This window comes from Kribbella sp. NPDC056345 (assembly GCF_042262745.1).
Taxonomy (GTDB): domain Bacteria; phylum Actinomycetota; class Actinomycetes; order Propionibacteriales; family Kribbellaceae; genus Kribbella.
In genome coordinates, this window is the sequence record NZ_JBHJQQ010000018.1 from 109224 (window position 1) to 132577 (window position 23354).

The 23354-nt window shown below is 68.1% G+C and carries 23 protein-coding genes; 10 read left to right on the forward strand and 13 right to left on the reverse strand.

What is annotated here, in order from left to right:
- Window positions 1-133: 133 nt before the first annotated feature.
- A complete protein-coding gene (locus tag ACFCV3_RS38450; protein ID WP_376039255.1) occupies window positions 134-742 on the reverse strand; it encodes a ClpP family protease in 609 nt (202 codons plus the stop codon).
- Window positions 739-1335, reverse strand: coding sequence for a ClpP family protease (locus tag ACFCV3_RS38455; protein ID WP_376039257.1), 597 nt, complete (start codon window positions 1333-1335; stop codon window positions 739-741). Before ACFCV3_RS38455 ends, ACFCV3_RS38450 begins: the two co-directional genes overlap by 4 nt.
- Before the next feature lie 98 nt (window positions 1336-1433).
- Here ACFCV3_RS38455 and ACFCV3_RS38460 point away from each other — a divergent pair, with 98 nt between their 5' ends.
- Complete coding sequence (locus ACFCV3_RS38460; protein ID WP_376039258.1) at window positions 1434-1811, forward strand: hypothetical protein; 378 nt, start codon at window positions 1434-1436, stop codon at window positions 1809-1811.
- Here the strand turns inward: ACFCV3_RS38460 and ACFCV3_RS38465 are convergent.
- Entirely contained in the window at window positions 1792-2670 is an 879-nt protein-coding gene (locus ACFCV3_RS38465; RefSeq protein ID WP_376039260.1) for a serine aminopeptidase domain-containing protein, read from the reverse strand. The genes ACFCV3_RS38460 and ACFCV3_RS38465 overlap by 20 nt on opposite strands.
- Window positions 2671-2740: 70 nt before the next feature.
- Between ACFCV3_RS38465 and pcrA the strand changes: the two genes are divergently transcribed.
- A complete protein-coding gene (pcrA, locus tag ACFCV3_RS38470; protein ID WP_376039263.1) occupies window positions 2741-5059 on the forward strand; it encodes a DNA helicase PcrA in 2319 nt (772 codons plus the stop codon).
- Window positions 5060-5146: 87 nt separating this feature from the next.
- Window positions 5147-5710: a hypothetical protein gene (locus ACFCV3_RS38475; protein ID WP_376039266.1), complete on the forward strand. Its 564-nt coding sequence runs from the start codon at window positions 5147-5149 to the stop codon at window positions 5708-5710.
- Between the two features lie 15 nt (window positions 5711-5725).
- On the opposite strand, the gene ACFCV3_RS38480 is transcribed toward ACFCV3_RS38475, so the two are convergent.
- The 5 genes from ACFCV3_RS38480 to ACFCV3_RS38500 form a co-directional block, all read right to left on the reverse strand.
- Window positions 5726-6292: a hypothetical protein gene (locus ACFCV3_RS38480; RefSeq protein ID WP_376039268.1), complete on the reverse strand. Its 567-nt coding sequence runs from the start codon at window positions 6290-6292 to the stop codon at window positions 5726-5728.
- Window positions 6289-7566 (reverse strand): lanthionine synthetase LanC family protein, encoded by a 1278-nt coding sequence (locus ACFCV3_RS38485; RefSeq protein WP_376039269.1) that lies wholly within the window; start codon window positions 7564-7566, stop codon window positions 6289-6291. Before ACFCV3_RS38485 ends, ACFCV3_RS38480 begins: the two co-directional genes overlap by 4 nt.
- Window positions 7563-8057, reverse strand: a complete 495-nt coding sequence (locus tag ACFCV3_RS38490; protein WP_376039271.1) for a DUF6886 family protein — start codon at window positions 8055-8057, stop codon at window positions 7563-7565. The genes ACFCV3_RS38485 and ACFCV3_RS38490 overlap by 4 nt, the downstream gene beginning before the upstream one ends.
- 42 nt (window positions 8058-8099) lie before the next feature.
- Window positions 8100-8981: a M23 family metallopeptidase gene (locus ACFCV3_RS38495; RefSeq protein ID WP_376039274.1), complete on the reverse strand. Its 882-nt coding sequence runs from the start codon at window positions 8979-8981 to the stop codon at window positions 8100-8102.
- Between the two features lie 220 nt (window positions 8982-9201).
- A complete protein-coding gene (locus ACFCV3_RS38500; RefSeq protein WP_376039276.1) occupies window positions 9202-10053 on the reverse strand; it encodes an esterase/lipase family protein in 852 nt (283 codons plus the stop codon).
- Between the two features lie 135 nt (window positions 10054-10188).
- On the opposite strand from ACFCV3_RS38500, the gene ACFCV3_RS38505 reads away from it, so the two are divergent.
- The 4 genes from ACFCV3_RS38505 (at window position 10189) to ACFCV3_RS38520 (ending at window position 14139) form a co-directional block, all read left to right on the forward strand.
- Window positions 10189-10608 carry a cobalamin B12-binding domain-containing protein gene (locus tag ACFCV3_RS38505; RefSeq protein WP_132409647.1) on the forward strand — a complete coding sequence of 140 codons (420 nt, stop codon included), beginning with the start codon at window positions 10189-10191 and terminating at the stop codon, window positions 10606-10608.
- Window positions 10609-10860: 252 nt separating this feature from the next.
- On the forward strand, window positions 10861-12186 hold the full coding sequence (locus tag ACFCV3_RS38510) for an ABC transporter substrate-binding protein (protein WP_376039279.1): 1326 nt from the start codon (window positions 10861-10863) through the stop codon (window positions 12184-12186).
- Window positions 12187-12280: 94 nt separating this feature from the next.
- Window positions 12281-13264: a carbohydrate ABC transporter permease gene (locus ACFCV3_RS38515; protein WP_376039282.1), complete on the forward strand. Its 984-nt coding sequence runs from the start codon at window positions 12281-12283 to the stop codon at window positions 13262-13264.
- A complete protein-coding gene (locus tag ACFCV3_RS38520) occupies window positions 13264-14139 on the forward strand; it encodes a carbohydrate ABC transporter permease (RefSeq protein WP_376039285.1) in 876 nt (291 codons plus the stop codon). Before ACFCV3_RS38515 ends, ACFCV3_RS38520 begins: the two co-directional genes overlap by 1 nt.
- On the opposite strand, the gene ACFCV3_RS38525 is transcribed toward ACFCV3_RS38520, so the two are convergent.
- The 4 genes from ACFCV3_RS38525 to ACFCV3_RS38540 are packed head-to-tail and all read right to left on the reverse strand — an operon-like array spanning window position 14132 to window position 18279.
- Window positions 14132-15316 (reverse strand): MFS transporter, encoded by a 1185-nt coding sequence (locus ACFCV3_RS38525; RefSeq protein ID WP_376039287.1) that lies wholly within the window; start codon window positions 15314-15316, stop codon window positions 14132-14134. The two genes, ACFCV3_RS38520 and ACFCV3_RS38525, sit on opposite strands and share 8 nt — an antisense overlap.
- A complete protein-coding gene (locus tag ACFCV3_RS38530) occupies window positions 15313-15873 on the reverse strand; it encodes a TetR/AcrR family transcriptional regulator (protein ID WP_376039290.1) in 561 nt (186 codons plus the stop codon). The genes ACFCV3_RS38525 and ACFCV3_RS38530 overlap by 4 nt, the downstream gene beginning before the upstream one ends.
- 36 nt (window positions 15874-15909) lie before the next feature.
- Window positions 15910-16605: a hypothetical protein gene (locus tag ACFCV3_RS38535; RefSeq protein ID WP_376039293.1), complete on the reverse strand. Its 696-nt coding sequence runs from the start codon at window positions 16603-16605 to the stop codon at window positions 15910-15912.
- 39 nt (window positions 16606-16644) lie between these two features.
- Window positions 16645-18279, reverse strand: coding sequence for a glycoside hydrolase family 13 protein (locus ACFCV3_RS38540; RefSeq protein ID WP_376039295.1), 1635 nt, complete (start codon window positions 18277-18279; stop codon window positions 16645-16647).
- A gap of 181 nt (window positions 18280-18460) precedes the next feature.
- Here ACFCV3_RS38540 and sucC point away from each other — a divergent pair, with 181 nt between their 5' ends.
- Complete coding sequence (gene sucC / locus ACFCV3_RS38545) at window positions 18461-19636, forward strand: ADP-forming succinate--CoA ligase subunit beta (RefSeq protein ID WP_376039298.1); 1176 nt, start codon at window positions 18461-18463, stop codon at window positions 19634-19636.
- A gap of 12 nt (window positions 19637-19648) precedes the next feature.
- Complete coding sequence (gene sucD / locus ACFCV3_RS38550) at window positions 19649-20539, forward strand: succinate--CoA ligase subunit alpha (protein ID WP_132409661.1); 891 nt, start codon at window positions 19649-19651, stop codon at window positions 20537-20539.
- Between the two features lie 47 nt (window positions 20540-20586).
- On the opposite strand, the gene ACFCV3_RS38555 is transcribed toward sucD, so the two are convergent.
- Window positions 20587-21924 (reverse strand): hypothetical protein, encoded by a 1338-nt coding sequence (locus ACFCV3_RS38555; protein ID WP_376039300.1) that lies wholly within the window; start codon window positions 21922-21924, stop codon window positions 20587-20589.
- A gap of 175 nt (window positions 21925-22099) precedes the next feature.
- On the opposite strand from ACFCV3_RS38555, the gene ACFCV3_RS38560 reads away from it, so the two are divergent.
- Window positions 22100-23350 carry a DUF6350 family protein gene (locus tag ACFCV3_RS38560; RefSeq protein WP_376039303.1) on the forward strand — a complete coding sequence of 417 codons (1251 nt, stop codon included), beginning with the start codon at window positions 22100-22102 and terminating at the stop codon, window positions 23348-23350.
- Window positions 23351-23354: the final 4 nt, after the last annotated feature.

Here is a 23354-nt window from a genome sequence, read left to right on the forward strand (position 1 = left end):
CATTTGGTTGGGGGGGGGGGGCGCTGCGGGGGGGGCGGCCCCCCCACCCTTTGGTCCCCCCCCGCCGGGGCGGGGGCCGGGCTCCCCCGCCCCACCACGCCGCTGTGGCTGACCGCGTCCTCGCTGCGGCCGGCTAGCTGAGCACCGGTACGGCGACCCGTTCCTGCACCACGCGGTCGACGATGCCGTACTCACGGGCCGCCTCGGCGGTCAGCACGTGGTCGCGGTCGGTGTCGTGCCGCAGCCGCTCGATCGACTGGCCGGTGTGCTCCGAGAGGATCGACTCGACCTGCGCGCGAACCCGGACCACCTCATCCGCCTGCAGGATCAGGTCGGGGATGGTGCCCCGGCTGCTTGCCGCCGGCTGGTGCAGTACGACGCGCGCATGCGGCAGCACCGACCGCCGACCGGGCGCACCGGCCGCCAGCAGGACCGCACCGGCCGCAATCGCCTGCCCGACGCAGAAGGTCGCCACTGGTGCCGAGATGAGCCGCATGGTGTCGTAGATCGCCAGTGCGGCCGTCGTGTCACCGCCCTCGCAGTTGATGTAGAGGTTGATCTCCCGCTCGTTGTTGTCGTACTCCAGGTGCAGCAACTGCGCGATCATCGCGTTGGCCACGCCGGAGTCGATCGCCGTACCGAGGTAGATGATCCGCTCGGACAGCAGGTGCGAGTAGACGTCCATCACCCGCTCACCGCGCGGACTCTGGGCAATGACGTTCGGAATCATGTAGCTACTCATGCTGCTGCCTTCTCTAAGGGCATCACCTGGTCGAACGACGAGACGATGTGGTCGATGAAGCCGTACTCGCGGGCCTGCTCGGCGCTGTACCAGTGGTCGTGCAGCGAGTCCTCGTGCACGGTCTCGAACGTCTGCCCGGTGTCCTCCGCGGTGATCGACAGCACGGTGTCGCGGATCTCGCGCAGGTCGTTGGCCTGGATCTCGATCTCCACCGCGGAGCCGCCGATCCCGGCCGAGCCCTGGTGCATCAGGATCCGTGCGTTCCGCAGCGCGTACCGCTTGCCCGGCGTACCGGCCGTCAGCAGGAACTGGCCGGCACTGCAGGCCAGCCCGATCGCCAGCGTGGACACGTCGCACGGCACCAGCCGCATCACGTCCCGGATCGCCAGCATCGACGGCACCGACCCACCGGGTGAGTGGATCCACAGGGCAATGTCGCGCTCGTGGTCCTCGGCCGCCAGGGTCAGGATCTGGGTGGCGAGCAGCGTTCCGTTGTCGTCGTCGAGGACACCGTCCAGTACGACGACGCGGCGGTCGAGCAGCCGCTGCCGGGCGGACGGGTTGAACAGCGGTGATCTGGTGTCTTCTGCCATGTGACCACTGTTGCCGGGTGAACAGGGCCAACCCTAGTTTTTCTGCTGACGGCAAGTCTGCTGAGAGCCGACAAGATGCTGTGGCAGGCTCCTCCACTGTGAATCTGAGCGATACCGCAATCCTGATCGCGGACGACCTGTCCGACTCCGAACGCAACCTGCTGGAGCTGACGGCCACTCCGGCCGCCACTCTGCTCGGCGCGGTCTCGATGATCCTCCGTACGACGCTCTTCACCGAGGACCCGGCCGCCTGGGTGGACATGTGGCAGGCCCGCCCGGACTTCGCCCGGATCGAATGGCTCGACGGACCGGAGCTCTCCGACGTCGTCGCGCTGCTGGCGGCCAAGGACTACGAGGGCCAGATCGAGGGCGTCCCCGGTCTCCGCATCGGCTCCTGCAACGACCACACCGCGAAGATGCACTGGCTGGGCTCCGCCGTACCGGTAGAGCTCCAGCTCACGCGCCAGCTGTCGTAGCTTCGGCCAGGCGCTCCGCGAAGTCGGTGGGGAAGGCGTGACCGAGGCCCTGCACACGTTCGATCGTGAGGCCGGTGAGCTGGGGCTCGGCTGCGTCCACCACCTCGAGCAGATCGTCGTCGGTGCCGATCCAGATTGTTGCTGGTGACAACGATTCGGCCGAGCCGTCGGGGAGCTTGCGGAGTGCGGGCGCCATCGCCAGTACGCCGGTCGCCGGTGCCGGTCGCGCGGTCAGGGCCCAGTCGACCGCGACCCGGCCGCCGGCGGAGAACCCGGCAGCGATCAGCGGTAGACCCTTCAGCTCGGCCGGGAGGTCCGCGAGTGCGCGCGCGATGTCGGCCGCGGCCTGATCCGGGTCCGGCCAGGTCCGGTACATCGGGGACATCCGCCGGGAGGACTCGACGCAGACGAGCGCATAGCCGAGGTCGAGCACCCCGGCCCAGTCCCGCCGCGCATGCTCAGCACGCTGCCCAGCTCCGTGCAGAGCAACCACGACACCGATCGGTTTGGTCGGAGCTGTAGTCAGCGCGGGGGTTGGGTCGTCGGTGGCTCGGTGGGTGGACTCGGCGACCAGCTCCTGGAACGCCGGGCGGTCGGCGAGGGCGGCGAGGTCGTCGTCATCGGTGAGGATCTCGGGACGCCACCACCCGCCGGCCGCGCTCGCGTCCTGGAGCGCGCGCAGAGCGCCGTCCGCGTCACCGGAGGCGCCGAGCACGCAGGCGCGGAGGTGGGCCAGCTCGGCCGACCAGGGCGCGAGGCCGGTTGCGGAGTCGAGTACGGCGACAGCGTCGGCGTACCGGCCCTCGCCGTACAGGGCTTCGATCTGGTCCACGAGAGCGTCGTACCGGGTGTCGTCCATGGCTTGATCTTTTCATTCGATCGAACCTGTTTTCGGTAACTGTCGGCGGGTGCGCCTATGGTGTTCGGTGATGACTACGCTCTTCTCGCCTGACGAACTGCCGGTGCCGCTCGAGGAGCCGAAGAAGCACCGGACCGATCCCGACGCGCTGCTGGACGGGCTCAACCCGCAGCAGCGGGCTGCTGTCGTGCACGCCGGCAAACCGCTGCTCGTGGTGGCCGGTGCCGGGTCGGGGAAGACGCGCGTGCTGACGCGGCGGATCGCGTATCTGCTGGGTGCCCGGGACGCGCACCCCGGGTCGATCCTCGCGATCACGTTCACCAACAAGGCGGCGGCGGAGATGCGCGAGCGGGTCGTCGACCTGGTCGGTCCGCGGGCGAAGCTGATGTGGGTGTCGACGTTCCACTCGTCGTGTGTGCGGATCCTGCGCCGCGACATCAAGAAGTTCGGGATCAACCCGACGTTCTCGATCTACGACGCCACCGACTCGCGCCGGCTGATGACGCTGGTCTGCCGCGAGCTCGACCTGGACGTCAAGCGGTACAACCCGCGCGCGGTGCTGAACTGGATCAGCACCCAGAAGAACGAGCTGATCGACCACGAGACGGCGGCGGCGAAGACCGAGAACCATCTCGAGGAGACCTACGCCGAGTGCTACCGGGTCTACCAGGAGCGGCTGGCCCAGGCGAACGCGCTGGACTTCGACGACCTGCTGATGACCACGGTCAACCTGCTGCAGGCCTTCCCCGAGGTCCGGGAGTACTACCGGCGCCGCTTCCGCCACGTGATGGTCGACGAGTACCAGGACACCAACCACGCGCAGTACACGCTGATCCGGGAGCTGTGCGGTGAGGACGCGCCGGGCGCGAGCCAGCCGACCGCCCCGCCGGCCGAGCTGATGGTCGTCGGCGACTCGGACCAGTCGATCTACGCGTTCCGCGGGGCGACGATCCGCAACATCCTCGCCTTCGAGGAGGACTTCGCCGGCGCCGAGACGATCCTGCTCGAGCAGAACTACCGCTCCACCCAGACCATCCTGACCGCGGCCAACGCGGTGATCAGCCGCAACGAGGGCCGGATGGCGAAGAACCTCTGGTCCGACCAGGGGCAGGGCGAGCAGATCGCGGTGTACGTCGCGGACAACGAGCACGACGAGGCGCAGTTCGTCGCGGACGAGATCGACCGGCTGGCCGACGCCGACAAGGTGAAGCCGTCCGACGTCGCCGTCTTCTACCGGACCAACGCCCAGTCGCGAGTCTTCGAAGAGGTCTTCATCCGGACCGGCCATCCGTACAAGGTGGTCGGTGGCGTCCGGTTCTACGAGCGCAAGGAGGTCCGCGACGCGCTCGCGTACCTGCGCGTGCTGGTGAATCCGGAGGACACCGTCTCGCTGCGCCGGATCATGAACGAGCCGAAGCGCGGGATCGGCGAGCGGGCCGAGGCCGCGATCGAGGCGCTGGCCCAACGCGACCGGATCTCGTTCGCGGCCGCGATGCGCCGGGCCCAGGACGCACCGGCGATGGCCTCGCGCTCGGCGAACGCCGTACAGGGATTTGTGGACATCCTCGACGACCTGACCGCGATGGTCGACTCGGGTGCGCCGCCGGACGACATCCTGGACAGCGCACTGCACCGCTCCTCGTACTACGAGACCTTGCAGAAGTCGCCGGACCCGCAGGACGAGACCCGCCTGGAGAATCTGGACGAGTTCATCTCGGTGGCCCGGGAGTTCGTCGAGGAGCGGACCGCTGCCGGTGAGCCGGCCGATCTGCAGGCGTTCCTGGAGCGAGTCGCGCTGGTCGCCGATGCCGACCAGATCCCGGACGCGGCCGACGACGGTGGTGTGGTCACGCTGATGACACTGCACACCGCGAAGGGCCTGGAGTTCCCGGTCGTGTTCCTGACCGGCATGGAGGACGGCGTCTTCCCGCACTCCCGGTCGCTGACCGACCTGAAGGAGCTCGAGGAGGAGCGCCGGCTCGCGTATGTCGGTATCACCCGGGCCCGCCAGCGGCTGGCGATCTCGCGGGCCGCGGTGCGGTCGGCGTTCGGTGCTCCGCAGCACAACCCGCCGTCGCGCTTCCTGGAGGAGATCCCGGCCGAGCTGCTCGACTGGCGCCGCGACGAGTCCGCGATCACCCGCTGGTCCGGGACCGGTACGTCGTCCGGCGGCGGCATCCCGAGTCGTTACGAAACGTCGCGACGGAGCTCGACCGACAAGCCCGTGATCAACCTCGATCCCGGCGATCGCGTCGTCCACGACAGCTTCGGAATGGGCACGGTCGTGGTCGTCCGCGGTGAGGGTCAGCAGGCCCAGGCCGATATCGATTTCGGCTCCGAAGGGGTAAAACGCCTGCTCCTGCGCTATGCGCCGGTCGAGAAAATCTGAAACAAGAAGTTTCGGAATCACCTTGTATCTGGGCCGGAGATTGAGACAATCGAGGATCTTCGGTCCACCTCCGGAAGCGTCGTCCCCATGCCCAAGCCCGTAGCAGACAGTCACCGCCGGATCATTCTGGCCGGGGCGAACCCTGGTCTGCGGCTGTTCGACGAGGCCGGCAAGGTGACGGCGTACGCGTCGATCTGGATGGTCGACTGGTCGATCCGCGGGTCCGGGACGGCAGTCGTGCTGTGGTTCGACGGGATCGTCCGGGTGGTGTCGGAGGATGTCGACCTGGCCGCCTGGCTGGAGCGTTACTTCGTCCGCTCGTTCCTCGAGGTCCAAGGACTGCCCTGGCACGAGCCGGCCGTCGAGCGTGACCTCGTCCAGGTCTCGATGAACCTCGCCGACGGCCTCAGCGCCAAGGCGGCCGACATCCAGATCGAGATGGGCGGCGTCCTCGACCGGCGCCTCTTCGCCACCGACAACTTCCAGCTCGCCGACGGCAACCACAGCCTCAGCCTGGTGATCGCCCCCGTCCGCTCCGCCACCGTCTCCATCGGCGGCGCCTCCGTCCCCGGCTTCGTCCAGGTAGACGGCTCCCCCGACAAGCCCGGCTCTTCAGCCTTCCTCACCACCGCCGAAGTCTGGCGCCGCTGATCAGGATGCGTCGGCCTAGACCCAGGGATCGGGGTAGAGCGTGGCCGGATCGGCAATCCGGTAGGTCGGGAGCCGTTCATCCAGCCACTCCTGCTGGATCCTTACTCCGGTCTGTTCCTCGAGGTGTGTCAGGCAGTCCTGATATGCCCGATCCAGGTCGGTCGGCGAGCCGAGAGCCCAGCCAGGCCGTACCTCGGAGGACAACTGCTCGGGCTGGAAGGGATACAAGACCTCGAACTTGGCAGTGATGACACCGTCCTTGCCCTCGGTGACACACCCGTGCGCGTTCACGTTCCAGTAGACGCTGAAGAAGTGCCCGCCCGCGGCCGAGCATCGACGCGCGACCTCCGGCACCGAGCCGGTCCACCCGTTGCTCTCCAGGACGACGACTTGGGCGCCGTGGTCGCGGAGTTGTCCGTGGAAGAGCAGCGCCGGGTAGGCATCGGCCTGGAGCGCGCCGGCCTCCCCGAAGGTGCGGTGGTCCAGCAGGGGTTCGGCGCCGTAGGCCTCGAGGACGAGGTCGGGGCGGTTGGTGACGGCGACTGTCCAGGCCTCGATCGAGTGGGTCCAGGCGTACGTCATGGGAGCGCCCACCAGTTGTCCATGCGGGGGACTGGGGTGTGGCCTCGGTTGAGATAGAAGAGGGTGGCGGCTATGCCGGCGGCGCCTTGCATCCAGCCGATGCCGGGTGGGAGGAGGGGGTCGTCGTTCTTGTGTTCTAGGAAACGCCAGTAGGGGGCGGGGCCGGCGTTGGTGACGAGGGTGTCGGCTAGGTGGGTGGCGAACTGGAGGTCGGCGGGGTTCTTGGTGCGTTGGTAGGCGGTGAGGAAGGCGTCGGCGGCGCCGGCGGTGCCGCAGCAGCGGCCGTCGTTGTCCCAGAAGCCGGGGTGGAGGCGGTTGGGGATGCCGGAGTGGCGTACGGCGTCGAGGAGGCGCTGGCGCCAGGTGGCTGAGGGGACGCCGGCTACTGCGTCGACACCGGCGTACTCGAGGGCGTCGAAGAGGAGGGCGGTGCCTGCGGGGCCGTGGCACCAGTTGTAGGTGAACTCGTCGCCGTGGCGTTCGGCCCAGGGGATTACGCGCGCGACTTGGAAGCCTCGCGAGTCGTGGCGGCCGAGGGTGATGAGGTGCTCGGCACCTAGGTGAGCGGTTTCGATCAGGTCGGGGCGGTCCAGTTCGGCCCCGGCCAGAGCGAGTACGGCGGCGATGCCGGCGAGACCGTGGGTGAGGTTGGGCATCTCGAGTGGCGGTGGTTTGCGGAGGTAACGCCGTGGGACGAACAGCCAGTTCACACCGGCCGTTGTCTTCTCCTGCTCGGCCAGGAGGTGTTCGATCGCGCGATCGGCCAGGGGACGAGCCAGTACGCCGTGCCGGAGGGCCCAGAGTGCGCCGAGGAGCACGCTGCCGGTGCCGAGGGTGAGGTCGTTGCAGACGGCGCCCGGTTCGTAGGCGTCCGACTCAGCGAGGAACTTTTCCTGCCAACCCGTTGGGGTGGCGATCTCGAGAGCGCGGTCGACCGCAGCCTCGGCGCCAGGTTGGCCCAGCGCGGTGAGGACGCCGATCGAGCTGACCAGGCCGTCGAAGAAGGAGATCGAGGAGTCGGTGGGGATCGAGGCGCGGACGCGGTCGGCGATACCGTCGGCGAGCTCGCGCTCGGCGGTGGTCCAGGGCCGGGTGAGCTCGATCTCGGCGAGGGCGTAGGCCAGCCCACCGATCCCGCTGTGCATCCCGTGCAGGAACTCGGTCGGCTTCTCGGCACCTGCATGCTCGGGGATCCAGGGGCCGTCGTCGTCCCACTGCACCTGGCCGAGCACCCAGGCCCAGGCTGCCTCTGCCAGTTCGCCGTACGGCGTCATGGTCGTGCGTTGCGGAGGCGGATCCCGCTCCACTCGAGGGTGCTGGTGATGACCTCGGCCCAGAAGTCGTGCAGCCGGTTCAGGACTCGCAGCTGGATCCCCGCCTCGTCGTGGAGCTCGAACAGGTCGCCAACGCGTTCGGGCGGACTGAGCGGGCGCACCTCGGTGGTCGAGACGAAGGCAGCGTCATGCAGGCTGAACGATGAGGCTGGCAGCCGGTAGGCGTAGAGCTCGACGGTCCGCATCGCTTCCAGCCAGCCGTACTCGACGGCGTGCACACGGGAACCGGAACCGGGGCCGATGATCCGGGCCTGGTCGTCAGGAGTGGTGGAGGGGCCCACCCACGCCATCGCGCGGGGGCACTGCCTCGGGAACCAGTAGTCGGGGGCACGGTCGTGACCGACCGCCCAGACGTAGGTCGTTCGGGGCCGGAAGACCTCGAGGGTGGGGTCTTCGGAGAAGTGCAGAACCTCTCCGGCAGCTGGGCGCATGCCGGGGATCCTAGTACTGCGACGGTGTTGGGTTCAGCTCGATTACGGGTTCAGGCCACAGTGCGAACGGAGCCACGGCATCGGGTTGATCGGGTCGCCGCCGTTGGGCCGGACCTCGAAGTGCAGGTGCGGGCCGGTGACGTTACCGGTCGAACCGACCGTGCCGACCTGGTCGCCGGCCATCACGGTCTCGCCGACCGAGACGCTGAACTTGTTCATGTGGTTGTACCAGGTGACCGTGCCGTCGGCGTGCCGGACCTGGACCTGGCGGCCGTAGGGGCCGGCCCAGTCGGCGAAGATCACCACGCCGCGCATCACGCTGCCGATCGGGGTACCGGTCGGAGCGGCGAAGTCGGTACCGGTGTGGGTGCGGGCCCAGCGGCTGCCACCCTGACCGAAGGTCGCGGTGATGTGGTAGCCGGAGAGCATCATCTCGCAGCGGTTCATCGACTCGCGGAGCTTCTTCGCCTCGGCCTTCTTGGCCGCGAGCAGCGCGGTCGCGCGCTTGGCGGTGAGGTTGTTCGTCGCGTTCAGCTTCGCGGCGCGGGCCTTGGCCAGCGCGGCCGCGGCGGCCTGCTTCTTGTTCGTGTCGTTGCCGGCCAGGGCGACCCGGGAGGAGTCACGGGTGGCGAGCTGGCGTGCCTGGATGCGGGCAGTGGTGATGCCGGACAGCTGGCCGTTGTCGAGGCTGGCCGCGGCAAGGTTCACCGCTGTGTTGGCCTGCGTGGGGGACGACAGGGCGCTGTGGCTGAAGCCTACGGCTCCCGCCGCCGCAGCGAGGGCTGCGGTCAAACCGACGATCTGGGTACTGCTGGGGGTGTTACGCCTGGCAACACGATGTTTGGCGCTGTGACGACTTGCGCCGGTCTTGCGCGCAGCGTTGCCTGGCGTGACGCGGTTGCCCGCGGCACGATGCTGGGACACAACGTGGCCTTCCGGTCACAGGGGAGGGGTTGGGGTGGTACTTGGCTCTGCAACCTTTCGCCTCCACCAGGCGTTTATTCCCGGTGAGGACTTGAGCACGATAACGGAAGAGTCACGAGCCGACAAACCCTGCCACCCGTTTTTCCGGTCCACCTTCACGAAACTTTTGCATGAGCCGCTGCACGTGCATCAGCCGTGTGAGCGCCAAAAGGCTGCCTGATCAGGCAGTTTGCGGCTGATCGTCCAGATGGGCCAGTACGCCGGTGATCTCGTGAACAGTTTCTCCGTGGAACGGCAACGAGAGATGGCCCACCCCGCGGACCCGGACGTTCCGGGCGATCAGGTCGGGGTGCCGGAGCCGCGCCCGGCGCTGCGGCACGATCAGCTGGTCGACGTCGCTGTAGAACGCCACGAACCGCGTCGGTACGCCGGGAGCCGGCTCCGCGAGCTCTTCCATCAGATCGCTCTCCGGCCGCAGCTGCTTCACCAGCGGCCACGGCAGGAGCCGAGCGGCGACCGTCCCCTGATGGGGTGTCCCCAGCGTCACGCAGGTGTGGACGCGCTCGTGACCGCCGAGCTTCTGGATGTAGTACCGCGCGATCAGCCCGCCCAGGCTGTGGCCGACCACGTGGATCTGGTCCGAGCCCGACGCCTCGCAGATCGCCTCGATCTCAGCACCCATCCGCTCGGCCGTACGGCGGACGTCCACCGTCAGTGGTGAGTACGAGAAGGTGTGGATGCTGCTGAATCCACGCCGCATCAGCTGCCGGCGCATCAGCGCGAAGATCGTGTGGTTGTCGATGATCCCGTGCGCCAGCAGGATCGGCGTACCGGCGGCTCGGACGTCGTTGACCAGCAGACTGCGCTGGGCCGGCGTCAGTCCGGCCAGGGAGAGTCGATGGGTGCGGGAACCCGATCCGCCGAGCAGGCCGAGCGGATACATCGCCAGGTGCGTGGTCATCCAGCCGATCTCGACGGCCGCACCCTGCAGCACCCGCGGGGTGATCGCCGAGCGGGCGCCGTACCGGAGGCCGTCCAGCGCGCCTCGCACCTCGTCCTGCCAAGAAGTCATCTGCGGCTCCTCACAGCAAACCAGACCCCCCGGTGGTCCGATCTCTTTCCACGGTAACCGGTTCCCCGGAAGCGTGGCGGGGAACACACGTCTCCGTGTCTTATCCGTGAGATTGGCACCGGCTAACCTGCGAATATGCCTTCAACCAGCACTTTGCGTGTCGTCGTCGCCAAGCCCGGCCTGGACGGCCACGACCGGGGCGCGAAGGTCGTCGCCCGCGCGCTGCGGGATGCCGGGATGGAGGTCATCTACACCGGGCTGCACCAGACCCCCGAGCAGATCGTCGAGACCGCGATCGCCGAGGACGCCGACGCGATCGGCCTGTCGGTCCTGTCCGGCGCGCACATGACCCTGTTCAAGCGGGTCCGGGAGCTGCTCACCGAGCGCGAGGCCGACGACATCGTGGTCTTCGGCGGCGGCATCATCCCGGACGCGGACCTGCAGCCGCTGGCCGAACTCGGCGTGCACAAGATCTTCACTCCCGGCGCGACCACCACCGAGATCGTCGAGTGGGTCCGCGGTCATGTCGGCGACGCTTCCGCCTCCCCGGCCTGAATGTTCTGAAGTTACTGTTTGGTAATACCGAATCGTTAAGAAACACCTGGTTGTGCAGGCTCTCGAATCGCGGTCGCATACAGCCATGCGGTACGTCCGGTAGCAGGACCGTTCAGTGACGGGTGTGTAACTCAGAACACATCACCCCCGTCTTCGGTTACTGTCCGGACAGGTGGCGTCACAGTGCGGTGGGGGCCTGGACGCCGCTCGCGCAGGGACGATGCGATTCCCATCGGGAGAGGGCAGGTAACGATGAGGTTTGAACGATCACACACCCGCAAGGCGGTCGCTCTGGCCGTGGTGAGCAGCCTGGTGTTGTTCACAGCGGCGTGTGGTGGCGGAGATGACGGCAGTGGTGGCAACAACGGTGCGGCGGGGGGTGCGCTCGAGGGCCGCGGGCCGATCAAGTTCGCCACCGGCAAGGACACGTCCGGGAACCTGAAGAACCAGGTGGACGCCTGGAACACGCAGCACCCGGACGAGAAGGTCGAGGTCGCCGAGCTGCCCGAGTCGGCCGACCAGCAGCGCAACCAGATGATCTCGAACGCCCAGATCAAGTCGACCGAGTTCAGCGTGCTGAACCTGGACGTCGTCTGGACCGCCGAGTTCGCGGCCAACCGGTGGATCACCGAGCTGCCCCAGGACCAGTTCCCGGACCTGGGCAAGCTGCTGCCGACCACGGTCGACACCGCGAAGTACCGCGACAAGCTGTACGCCGTACCGGTGACGTCCGACGGTGGTCTGCTGTACTACCGCAAGGACCTGCTGGACAAGGCCGGCGTCGAGGTGCCGAAGACCTGGCCGGACATGGTCGCCGCCTGCGCGAAGGTGAAGGCGCTGCCGGAGGCCAAGGCCATCAACTGCTACGCGGGCCAGTTCGAGAAGTACGAAGGCCTGACGGTGAACTTCTCCGAGGCCGTCAACGGTGCCGGTGGGGTCGTCGTCGGTGACGACGGCAAGCCGAACGTCGACACCCCGGAGGCGCTGGCCGGTCTGACCGCACTGGTCGAGGGCTTCAAGACGGGCTTCATCCCGAAGGCCGCCATCACGTACCAGGAGGAGCCGGGACGCCGCGCGTTCCAGGAGGGCAACCTGCTCTTCCACCGCAACTGGCCGTACGTGTACGCGCTGGCGAACAAGACCGACGGCTCGTCGAAGATCGCCGGCAAGTTCGGGGTCGCGGCGCTGCCGGGGCTGAGTGGACCGGGCGTCTCGACGCTGGGTGGCCACAACTACGCCATCTCGGAGTTCGCCACGAACAAGGCGACCGCGGCGGACTTCATCAAGTTCATGTCGAGTGAAGAGCGCCAGAAGGCGAACGTCGAGAAGACCTCGCAGGCGCCGACCTGGGCCTCGCTGTACGACGACCCGGCGCTGAACAAGCAGTTCCCGTACCTGGCGCCGCTGAAGGCGTCGATCGCGTCGGCCAAGTCGCGGCCGAAGGTGGTCAAGTACGGCGACGTGACGACCGCGATCCAGGAAGCGGCGTACGGCGCACTGAAGCAGCCGGCCGACAAGGACCCGAAGCAGACGCTGACGGATCTGCAGACCAAGCTGAGCTCACTCATCACCCAGTGAACCGAACGTGGGGCCGGTACGCAGTCAACCCCTGCGTACCGGCCCCGCGTTGTCACCGCCCACGGCTGTGGGCGGAGAGAGAAGGAGGCATGAGGTGAGTGAATCCGCCTCGGTCGTCGGGCCCCCGCCGGGCAAGAAGGTCCGGCGTACGTCGTTCAACGAGGGCACCGGCCGGCTGGCCGCACTGCTGTTGTCACCAACCCTGATCGTTCTGCTCCTGGTGATCGGCTACCCGATCATCTCGGCGCTGCGTGAGTCGCTGTACACCAGCGGCGGGATCGGCGACGACGGCTTCATCGTCGAGGGCTCGCAGTTCGTCGGGCTGGACAACTTCGCCGCGATCTTCTCCGGGGAGACCGGCGACCGGTTCTGGAACGCGTTCTACAACACCACATTCTTCACCGTGACCTGCGTCGTGCTCGAGACGGTGCTCGGCATCCTGATGGCTCTGGTGATGCACAAGGCGTTCAAGGGCCGCGCGATCGTCCGGGCCAGCATCCTGATCCCGTGGGCGATCCCGACCGTGGTGTCCGCCCTGCTGTGGAAGTGGATCTTCCAGGCCGACGGCATCGCGAACGACATCCTCGGCACCCAGATCCTGTGGTCCACCGAAGGCTGGCAGTCGGTGCTGTCGGTGATCATCGCGGACACCTGGAAGACGGCGCCGTTCATCGGGCTGCTGGTGCTGGCCGGCCTGCAGACCATTCCCGACGAGGTGTACGAGGCCGCGAAGGTCGACGGGGCGAGCCCCTGGAAGACCTTCACCCGGATCACGTTGCCGCTGGTGAAACCGGCACTGCTGGTGGCAGTGCTGTTCCGCATCCTCGACACGCTGCGCATCTTCGACCTGCCGTACGTGCTGGTCGGTCCGAACAAGTCGTCGGTGGAGACGTTGTCGATCCTGGCGTTCCTCGAGGCGAACCAGACCCGGTACGGGCCGGCGGCGGCGTACGCGACGTTGCTGTTCCTCTACATCGTCGTCGTCGCCTACGTGTTCGTGAAGCTGCTCGGCGCCGACGTGATCGGTGAGGCCCGCGTGGCCAAGCCGAAGAAGTCCCGCGGGAAGGTTGGTGCGTGATGGCGGACGCTGAGAAGGCTCCGAAGAGGATCGACGTCAAGGCGGCCGAGGCACCCTGGTGGCGGCGGTGGTTGCCGCTGCTCGGTATCGGGGCCATCGTGCTCTTCTGCCTGGTGCCGTTCTACTGGATGGTCGTGTCGGCGCTGCGCCGGCCGAGTGACCAGTTCGACAACTCGATCATCCCGAAGCGGTGGTCGCTGCAGAACTTCAGCGACGTGTTCCAGCCCGGCACCGGCTTCGGCCGGGCTCTGCTGAACAGCCTGATCGTGGCCGGCACCGTGACGATCCTGACGCTGGTCGTCGGCATGGTCGCGGCGTACACGCTGGCCCGGCTGGACTTCAAGTTCAAGAACCTCGTGCTGGCGATCATCATCACCACCTCGATGTTCCCCGGGATCTCGCTGGTGATCCCGCTGAAGAAGCTGTTCAGCGACATCGAGTGGATCAACACCTACCAGGCGATGATCGTGCCCAGCCTGTCGTTCGCCCTGCCCCTGGCCGTGTGGAACCTGACGGCGTTCTTCCGTCAGATGCCGCGCGAACTGGAGCAGGCGGCGATGGTCGACGGCTGTACGCCGGCCCAGGCGTTCCGCAAGGTGATCATCCCGCTGGCCGCACCGGGGGTGTTCACGACCGCGATCATCACCTTTATCGCGGCCTGGAACGAGTTCCTGATCGCGGTCAGCATGGTGAACCGCAAGGACATCTCGACCGCGAACGTCCTGATCGCGAGCTTCACCGGTACGTCGGGCCGGGACCAACCGTTCGGCAGTCAGATGGCGGCCGGTGTCGTCGTCACCATTCCGCTGGTGATCGCCGTACTGATCTTCCAGCGCCGCATCGTCGCCGGCCTCACGGCAGGTGGCGTCAAGTAGTTCTGTGTCTGAGTGCCCTGGCCGCGGTGACGAACACCGTGGCCAGGGCACAGCCGATGGCGATCACGACGAAGCCGACGGCCGGGCTGCCGTGGTCGACGACCGGGCCCATCACGAGCAGGCCGATCGGGCCGGTCGCCAGGGCGATCGAGGTGTAGCTGCCGATCACCCGGCCGCGGAGGTTCTCCGGGGTGCGGGCCTGCATGATCACCGCGACGACCGGGTTGATCGGGCCGGTCGCGATCCCGGTGGCGAACGCGAGCGCGATCATCACGGGGATGGCCGGGAGCAGTGCGAAGGTGGCCAGGCCGATGGTGCTGATGGTCAGTGCGCCGATCAGTACGCCGCGCTCGCGCAGCCGGTGGCCGACCGCGCCGTACACGATGGCACCGATCAACCCGCCGGCGGCGAAGGCGGCCACGACGAAGCCGTAGTACTCGGCCAGACCGGTGTCCTGGAGGTGCGCGTTCAGGACGACGGACTCGAACGGCGCGATGAAGCCGACCAGTACGGCGGCCGTGATCGCGACCGTGCGCAGGCCGGGTTCGTTCACGAGGAAGCGCAGGCCGGTGCCGATCGAGCGCAGGTAGGGCTCGTGGGCCGGTGCCGGTGAGAGCTGCTTCGGAATCGTGATCGCGGTAATGGTTGCCGAGAGCAAGAACATGCCGACGGTGACCCAGAGGACGTTGAAGCCGCCCATTGCCACCAGGAGGACGCCGGCGATGCCGGGTCCGGCCAGTGCGCCGATCGCCTCGGCGGCCTCGCCCCAGGCGTTGACGCGGGTGAGTGGTGTGCGTGTGGCGCGGGCGACGTCTGGTCGGAGGGTTTCGCGGGCCGCCGCGCCGGGACCGTCGAAGAGCGCGCCGAGGGCCACGAGCGCGAGGATCCCCCAGAACGGCAGGCCGAACGCTTCGTCGAGAATCGCGAGCAGGGCAACGGCTATCGCACTCAGCAGGTCGGCGCTCACCGCGCAGAACCGGCGGCCGAGGCGGTCGATGAGCGCGCCACCGAACAGCGCCGACAGGACGATAGGCGCGATCGCAGCAGCACCCGCGACTCCGGCCGCCGTGGCACTGCCGGTCCGCTTGAAGATCAACCACGGCACGGCCACCGCCACGATCGCATTCCCGGTGACGGAGAGAGCGGTCGCGCCGAGTAGTCCATGGAGCTGGGTCACGGTGCAACCCCGTGCAGAAGGGTGCGGAGGGTCAGCGGTCCGGCGTCGAGTGGGGCGAGTTTGCCGGCGGCTATGCCGTCCCAGGCGGAGTAGGTGAGGGAGTAGATCGTGGCGACGACCCACCACGGGGTGAGGTCGCGGGCGATCAGGCCGGCGTCCTGGGCGTGGCCGACGAACCGCTCGAGAGGCGCGTCGAGCTCGTCGATGCGGTCGAGCAGCTCTTGGTCGGCGCTCGCCCGCGGGTGCTGCAGCAGGAAGTCGATCCGCGGGCCGAGCGGGATCAGGGCGTCCACCATGCGGGTGAGGACAGCCGTGAGCTCATCCGGGGGCGTGTTCGCGTCGACCGCGTTCACACCGGCCTCGGCGAATGCCGCAGCACAGTGATCGAGCGAGTCGTACGCGAGCGCGAGCAGCAGCGCCTCCCGCGTGGGGAAGCGGTTGTGCAACGTGGTCCGGCCGACTCCAGCAGCAGCCGCGACATCGGCCAGGGAGGCGGCCGGGTTGGCAGTCAGGACCTTGGCGGCGATGTCGAGGATCGCTCCCGGTTGAACACTCATGTTCAGAACTATACAGCGATGTTCAAATCTGCAGTGCTAGGGCTGGTCCGCGCTCCACAGCTGGACCAGCTCGGCGGTGTCCGAGCCGAAGAACTCGATGAAACCGTCGCTCGGGTTCAGCCGGGCGCCGACCGGTCGAAGTTCGGGCACGCGGCCGCTGGGCACCTGGGTGTACTTGTCGGCGCCCGGACGCCACCAGTAGAGCTGCGGGCTGATCGCCCGCTCGCCCTCGTCGAAGAACGTCTCGGTGACCTGCTGCAGGACAACCAAGGCGCTCGCCACATTGGTGTCGCGTCCGATCGCGTGCACGAAGACGTACTCGGGGAGCGGGATGGAGACCAGTGCGCCGTACGGCGTCGCCTCGACGTCGACGTACCGATTCAGTGCATGCAGGTGTGAGCTGATGTACCGGTGTGTACCGCCGATCGCGCGGTACGGCACACCGGCGTACTCCATGGACTCCACATAGGACTCCTCCTCGTGGATCGAGGTGTAGATCGCATTCGAGAAGAGCTCGGTCGGGTGGAGATCGCCGAGTTCGGAGCGGTTCAACAGCCTGATCGAGTCGGGGTAGTCGAGGACGACTGCCTCGATCAGGCCGGCTGCGAACGGCCTGGTCACCAGGAACGGGAGTGCGTCCGGAGGGAAGGCGTCCTCCGGGTAGACGCGCACCCGGAAGCCACCTGACGTCGAACCCTGATTTGCGGCCTTGGCCTTGCTCTTGCCCCACATCGCTGTCGCCTCTCTGTCCTGGATCGTCTCCAGTCAGCGTCAGAGCTGGAGCCAGGCAGTGGCGTCTGTTGGCAGCTTGTTGTCGACCAGGGCTGTACTTGCGAGCAGCAGATCGCTGTCCGGCGGTAGCGCGACAGGCGCCGTACCGAGGTTGGTGAGGCAGCGGAAGGAGCCGCGGGTGAAGGACAGTACGTCGGCGGGTGCGTCCTCGTCCCAGGTCAGGCGGCCTTCGCCCAGTGCCGGGTGGTCGCGGCGGATCCGGAGTGCCTCCTTGTAGAGGGCGAGGTGGCTGTCCGGGTCGTCCGCCTGCGCCGAAGCGGTCAGCGGCGCCCAGTCGGCCGGTTGCGGCAGCCACGGCTGTCCTTCGCCCGGGCCGAACCCGTACGGCGGCTCTGTGCCGGACCACGGGATCGGGACTCGGCAACCGTCCCGGCCGCGGTTCGTGTGACCGGACCGCTCCCAGACCGGGTCGTCCAGAACCTCCTCCGGAAGGTCCTCGACCTCCGGCAGTCCGAGCTCATCACCTTGGTAGATGTACGCCCCACCCGGCAGTGCCAGCTCCAGCAGCGCGGCTGCCCGGGCCCGGCGCAGGCCGAGCGCCAGGTCGGTCGGTACGACGCCCGCCCCGGCCAGCGCGTCTTCCAGCGCCCGCCCGTACCGCGTGCGGTGCCGGATTGTGTCGTGGTTGCTCAACACCCAGGTCGCGGGCGCACCGACAGCCCACAGGCTGCCCGTGGACCGGTCGATCACCTCGCGCAGGTCCTTCGCATCCCAGGACGCGCGCAACGCATCGAAGTTGAAGGCCGAGTGCAGTTCGTTCGGCCGCACGTACTTGGCCAGTCGCTCCGGCGGCGACAACCACGCCTCGGCCACGAAAACCCGCGCGCCCTGCGGCGTACCGGCGTACTCATCGGCGATCGCGCGCCAGCGCTGGTGGATCGTGTGCACGCCAGGCTGGTCGTAGAACGGGTTGCCGACGTACTTGTCGTGGGTCGGCTGCCCGTCCTTCAGCGGTACGTCGGGCAGCGTGGCGTCCTTGGCCATCGAATCGGCCACGTCGATCCGGAACCCGTCGATCCCGCGGTCGAACCAGAACCGCAGGATCGAGTCGAACTCCTCGATCACCTTCGGGTGGTCCCAGTTCCAGTCGGGCTGGGAGATGTCGAACATGTGCAGATACCACTGGCCGTCGTCAATTTGTTGCCAGGCGCCACCGCCGAAGGTGGCCGGCCAGTTGGTCGGCGGACGGCCGTCGACGCCGTCGCGGAACCAGAACAGGTCGCGCTCGGGCGAGCCCTTCCCGGCCGCGAGGGCGGCCTTGAACCACGGGTGCTCCCAGGAGCAGTGGTTCGGGACCAGGTCGATCAGGATCCGCAGTCCGAGGGCGTGCGCCTCGGCGATCAGGGCGTCCGCGTCGGCCAGGGTGCCGAATTCGGGATTGATGTCGCGGTAGTCGGAGACGTCGTACCCGCCGTCGAGCAGTGGGGACGGATACCACGGGCTGATCCAGATCGCGTCCACGCCGAGGTCGGCCAGGTAGGGGAGGCGGGCCCGGACACCGTTCAGATCGCCGGTGCCGTCACCGTCCGCATCCGCGAACGAGCGGGGGTAAACCTGGTAGACGACGGCGCTACGCCACCAGTCGTCAGCTGGTCTGGTGCCTGCATCAGTCATGGCACCCAGCCTGACACGGACGACCGACAACGCTGTGACGGTCGTCTCAGCGCGTACCCCGGCTGTCGCACCGGGTGCCGAGGTGGCTAGTCTCAGGCCGACGGAACGCGCCGGCGACCGTGCCCTCTGCACCGCAGCCTGCCGCGGCCTAACTCGAACAGGCGAGAGAGGGACCACAGTCGTGGACTTGATGGAGTACCAGGCGAAGACTGTCTTCGCCAAGCACGGTGTAGGGACGACGGTGGGTGAAGTCGTCCACACGCCCGAGGAAGCTCGTGCAGCGGCCGAGAAGCTCGGCGGCGGCACGGTGGTCGTGAAGGCCCAGGTGCTGACCGGCGGCCGCGGCAAGGCCGGTGGCGTCAAGCTCGCGGCCAACCCGGACGAGGCCGAGGAGCGCGCCCGCGAGATTCTCGGGCTCGACATCAAGGGTCACATCGTCAAGACGCTGAACATCGTGCCGGCCGCGGCGATCGCGGAGGAGTACTACTTCTCCTTCCTGATCGACCGGGCCAACCGCAACTACCTCTGCATCGCCTCCGCCGCCGGCGGGATGGAGATCGAGGAGGTCGCGCACACGAACCCGGACGCGGTCGCCAAGATCTCGATCGACCCGGCCACCGGTGTCGACGAGGCCAAGGCCCGCGAGATCGCCACTGCCGCCGGTTACCCGGCGGACATCATCGACGCGGTCGCGCCGGAGATCGTCAAGCTGTACGGCGTCTTCCTGAGCGAGGATGCGACGCTGGTCGAGGTCAACCCGCTGGTCAAGCTCAAGGACGGCCGGGTCGAGGCGCTCGACGGCAAGGTCTCGCTGGACGAGAACGCCGACTTCCGGCACCCGGAGCACGCGGACTTCGCCGACTCCTCGGCGGCCGACCCGCTGGAGGCCGCGGCCAAGGCCAAGGGCCTGAACTACGTGAAGCTCGACGGCTCCGTCGGCATCATCGGCAACGGCGCTGGTCTGGTCATGTCGACCCTCGACGTGGTCGCGTACGCCGGTGAGGAGTTCGGTGGCGTCAAGCCCGCCAACTTCCTCGACATCGGTGGCGGCGCGTCCGCCGAGGTGATGGCGAACGGCCTGGAGATCATCATCTCCGACGCCCAGGTGGAGAGCGTGTTCGTCAACGTCTTCGGTGGCATCACCGCCTGTGACGCGGTCGCGAACGGGATCGTGCAGGCCTTCGAGCTGCTCGCCGCCCGCGGCGAGGCCGTCAGCAAGCCGCTGGTCGTCCGGCTGGACGGCAACAACGCCGAGGAGGGCCGCCGCATTCTCGACGAGGCGGGCCTCGCCGGTCTGGAGCGGGTCGACACGATGGACGGCGCCGCCAAGCGGGCCGCCGAGCTGGCTGCGAAGTAAGGGATCGCTGAAATGTCTATCTTCCTGACCAAGGACAGCAAGGTCATCGTCCAGGGCATGACCGGCTCGGAAGGCACCAAGCACACCACGCGGATGCTGGCGTCCGGTACGAACATCGTCGGTGGCGTCAACCCGCGCAAGGCGGGGACCAGCGTCGACTTCGACGGTACGTCGGTGGCCGTGTTCGGCACCGTCGCGGACGCCGTCAAGGAGACCGGTGCGAACGTCTCCGTGATCTTCGTGCCGCCGAAGTTCACCAAGGACGCCGTACTGGAGGCCGTCGCGGCCGAGGTACCGCTGGTCGTGGTGATCACCGAGGGCGTGCCGGTGCACGACACCGCCGCGTTCTTCGCCGCCGCGCAGGCCTCCGGCACCACCCGGATCATCGGGCCGAACTGCCCGGGCATCATCACGCCGGGCGAGTCCAACGCGGGCATCATCCCGGCGAGCATCGCCGGCGCCGGCCGGATCGGTCTGGTGTCCAAGTCGGGCACGCTGACCTACCAGATGATGTACGAGCTGGCCGACTTCGGCTTCTCCACCGCGATCGGTATCGGTGGCGACCCGATCGTCGGTACGACGCACATCGACGCCCTGCAGGCGTTCCAGGACGACCCCGACACCGACGCGATCGTGATGATCGGTGAGATCGGTGGCGACGCCGAAGAGCGCGCCGCCGCCTTCATCAAGGACAACGTCACCAAGCCGGTCGTCGGCTACGTGGCCGGCTTCACCGCGCCCGAGGGCAAGACCATGGGCCACGCCGGCGCCATCGTCTCCGGCTCCTCCGGCACCGCCGCCGCGAAGAAGGAGGCCCTCGAGGCCGTCGGCGTCAAGGTCGGCAAGACCCCGACCGAAACCGCCAACCTGATGCGCGAAATCATGCAGAACCTCAGCAAGTAGCACCAACGCGAAAGCCCCGGAAACCACTGGTTTCCGGGGCTTCTGCGTTACTTGTAGGAGACGGAGCGCTCGGCGGCTCGGCGGAGGGTGTCGAGGAAGGCGGTGTCGGTGATGTCGAGGTTGGGGAGGACCGGGAAGAGCAGGTAGACGGCGTGGTTGCCGGCGGCGGCTACGCCGATGCGGAACTTGGCCTTCTTGCCGTTGCCGGTGTCGAAGGAGGCTTCCCAGGCCTCGCCCTTGACGCCGCCGCTGGAGAGGGCGCCGACGGAGCTGACCTTGGCGGTGGAGACGGCCTTCTGGCAGCCGTCGACGTTCTTGCGGACCAGGCTGACGTAGGCGGCGGCCGCGTTCGCGGAGGCGAAGCGGGCGACGGTGTCGTCGAGGCCGAACTCGGTCGGGACCTTGGCGCCGGGGGCCAGGTAGGTCTGGGTGGCGTACTTGGTGGCCTTGGCCTTCTTCGGGTCGGTCCGCTCGCACTGGGTGGTGTTGCCGACCTTGCCGGGGGTGCTGACCCAGGGCTTGTCGACGGCCGCGATGATCGGCAGCTCGGCCGGGGCCATGAAGCCGGCCGGCTCGGAGGTTGGCAGCAGGCTCGCCTTGGCGGCGGGGGTGCCGGAGCCGCAGCCGCCGGTCTGCGGGCAGATCTTCTGCAGGGCCGCGGCGGTCGTGTTCAGGACGGCGTCCGGCTTCGGCGGGGTGGTGCCGTTGCTGTCGTGCTCGACCACCAGGGTGGCCTGTCCGGCCAGGGTGACCGAGACGGTCCGGTACCGCGTCTTGGGCCCGGTCGCCTGCCCGAAGACCGCGATCCAGCCCTTCTCGCCCATCCCGCTCAGGATGTAGCTGTTGTTCAGGCGGGTCCGCTTCTCAGCGGCACACTGGCTGAACCAGCCGACGATCGTGCCGTAGGCCTTCTCCGCGGCCGCTGCGTCGTTCGACACCTCGATGTACTGGACTGCGGAGTCCTTGGTCGTGGCGTTGGCGAACTTCCGCACCCAGGTGCGCAGTCCGGACGGGTCGGCGAACCGCTGGGACTGACAGACGTAGTCGTGGTCCCCGGCGCCGCTGCCGTCCGAGGTGGCGCTGACCGCCCACGTACCGGTCGAGCCGAGTGTCTTCGCGCCGGCGACGTCGAGCAGGCCCGTGTCGTCGGCGAGCACCTTGGAGTCGCTCGACTTGTCGTCGCCCGGGCCCTTGCCCTTCTTGGAATCGCCGGAGGAGTCGTCGCCGCCGAAGGCGTTCAGCGCGGCGATACCGCCGCCGCCGACCAGCACCACCACCGCCACACCGGCAGCGATCGTCTGGTTCCGCTTACGCGCCTTCTGCCGGCGTGCTTCCCGGGCAGCAGCGCGACCGCCGCCACGTTGTGCGCGGTGGGAACCGGCCAAAGCTCGACCTCCTGAGTGATTCCACCCGAGAGTACTGGGTGGACCCTGTTCGCCCACACTCAGCTACCCCTTGCGAACCAGTCGGGGACGCACAGTGAGCGAGCGCGCTGAAGTCTCCCATATCCGGCGTGTCTGGCGAAGCGGTGTCCAGCAGCAGAGCGACGATGGGAGTCAGATGACCGACATGCTCAGCCGCCCGGGCGCCCCCGGCGGCGATTCTGCCCCTCCGCCGGGCCCTGTGGACGCCGTACCGACGAAGCCGGTGGTCCTGTCCGCAGTGCTGTCGGCGGGCGCGTGCCTGCTCACCGGTCTGCTCACCTGTACGGCGGTCGCCGTGATCGGCTGGCTGGCTGCAACCTTCGGTGGTGCGTCCGGAGCGATCCGGGCCGGTGCGTCCGCCTGGCTGGTCGCGCACAAGGCGGGTGTGACGCTGGACACCGGCACGATTTCGATCGCGCCACTCGGTCTGACCCTGTTCTTCGCCTGGTGCCTCTATCGCGGCGGCAAGTCCGCGGCCCGCAGCAGTGCGGCGGATCACACCAAGGATCTGATCCTGCTGTCCGCTGTGTACGCCGGTGTCTACGGTCTGGGCGGTCTGATCGTCGCCCTGCTCACGGCTGACGGCGCAGTGCACGTTTCACCGCTCTCCGCGTTCCTGGGGACCGCATCACTCGCACTGGTCGCCGGGACGATCGGAGTACTGGTCGAGTCCGGTGCGGCTGCGGACATCGCCGATGCGACTCCGCCTGGCCTGCGCGACGCCGTACCGGCCGCTGCAGCCGCCGTACTGACCGTGATCGCAGTCGCCTCCGTCCTGTACGGCGTACTGCTCGCGATCCACTTCTCCCGGGTCACTGCGATGCTGGAGCTGCTCGACGCCGGAGTGATCGGGTCGGTCGTGCTGTTCGCGCTCTGCCTGATGCTGGTGCCGAACATGGTCCTGTACGGCGTCTCCTTCCTGGCCGGGCCCGGGTTCCAGCTCGGTACGGGGACGACGATCGCCCCGACCGGCGTGGATGTCGGAAATCTGCCTGCGCTCCCGCTACTGGCCGCCGTACCGGCAGATGGCTCCACTCCGACCTATCTGCTCGTGCTGACCGCGCTGGTGCCGCTGGGAGCCGGTGCGATGGCCGGACTGGTCGTCGTACGGCGTGGGCGCGAGGAGCAGCACGCTGATGCGCTCGGCTGGGACGCGTTCGCGCTACGCGGCGGAATCGCGGCCCTACTCGCCGGAATCGCCTTCTACCTACTGATGGCGCTGTCCGGTGGTTCGGCCGGGCCGGGGCGGATGGCCTCGGTCGGAATCCCGGCCGCACTGGCGGCGGCCGGCGTACTGACGGCCGGGATGGCCATCGGGGCCGCGATCACCGCGGCCGTGGTGGCTGCCCGCCGACCGGCTGAACTGGAGCCCGAAGCCGAGCGATAGGCTG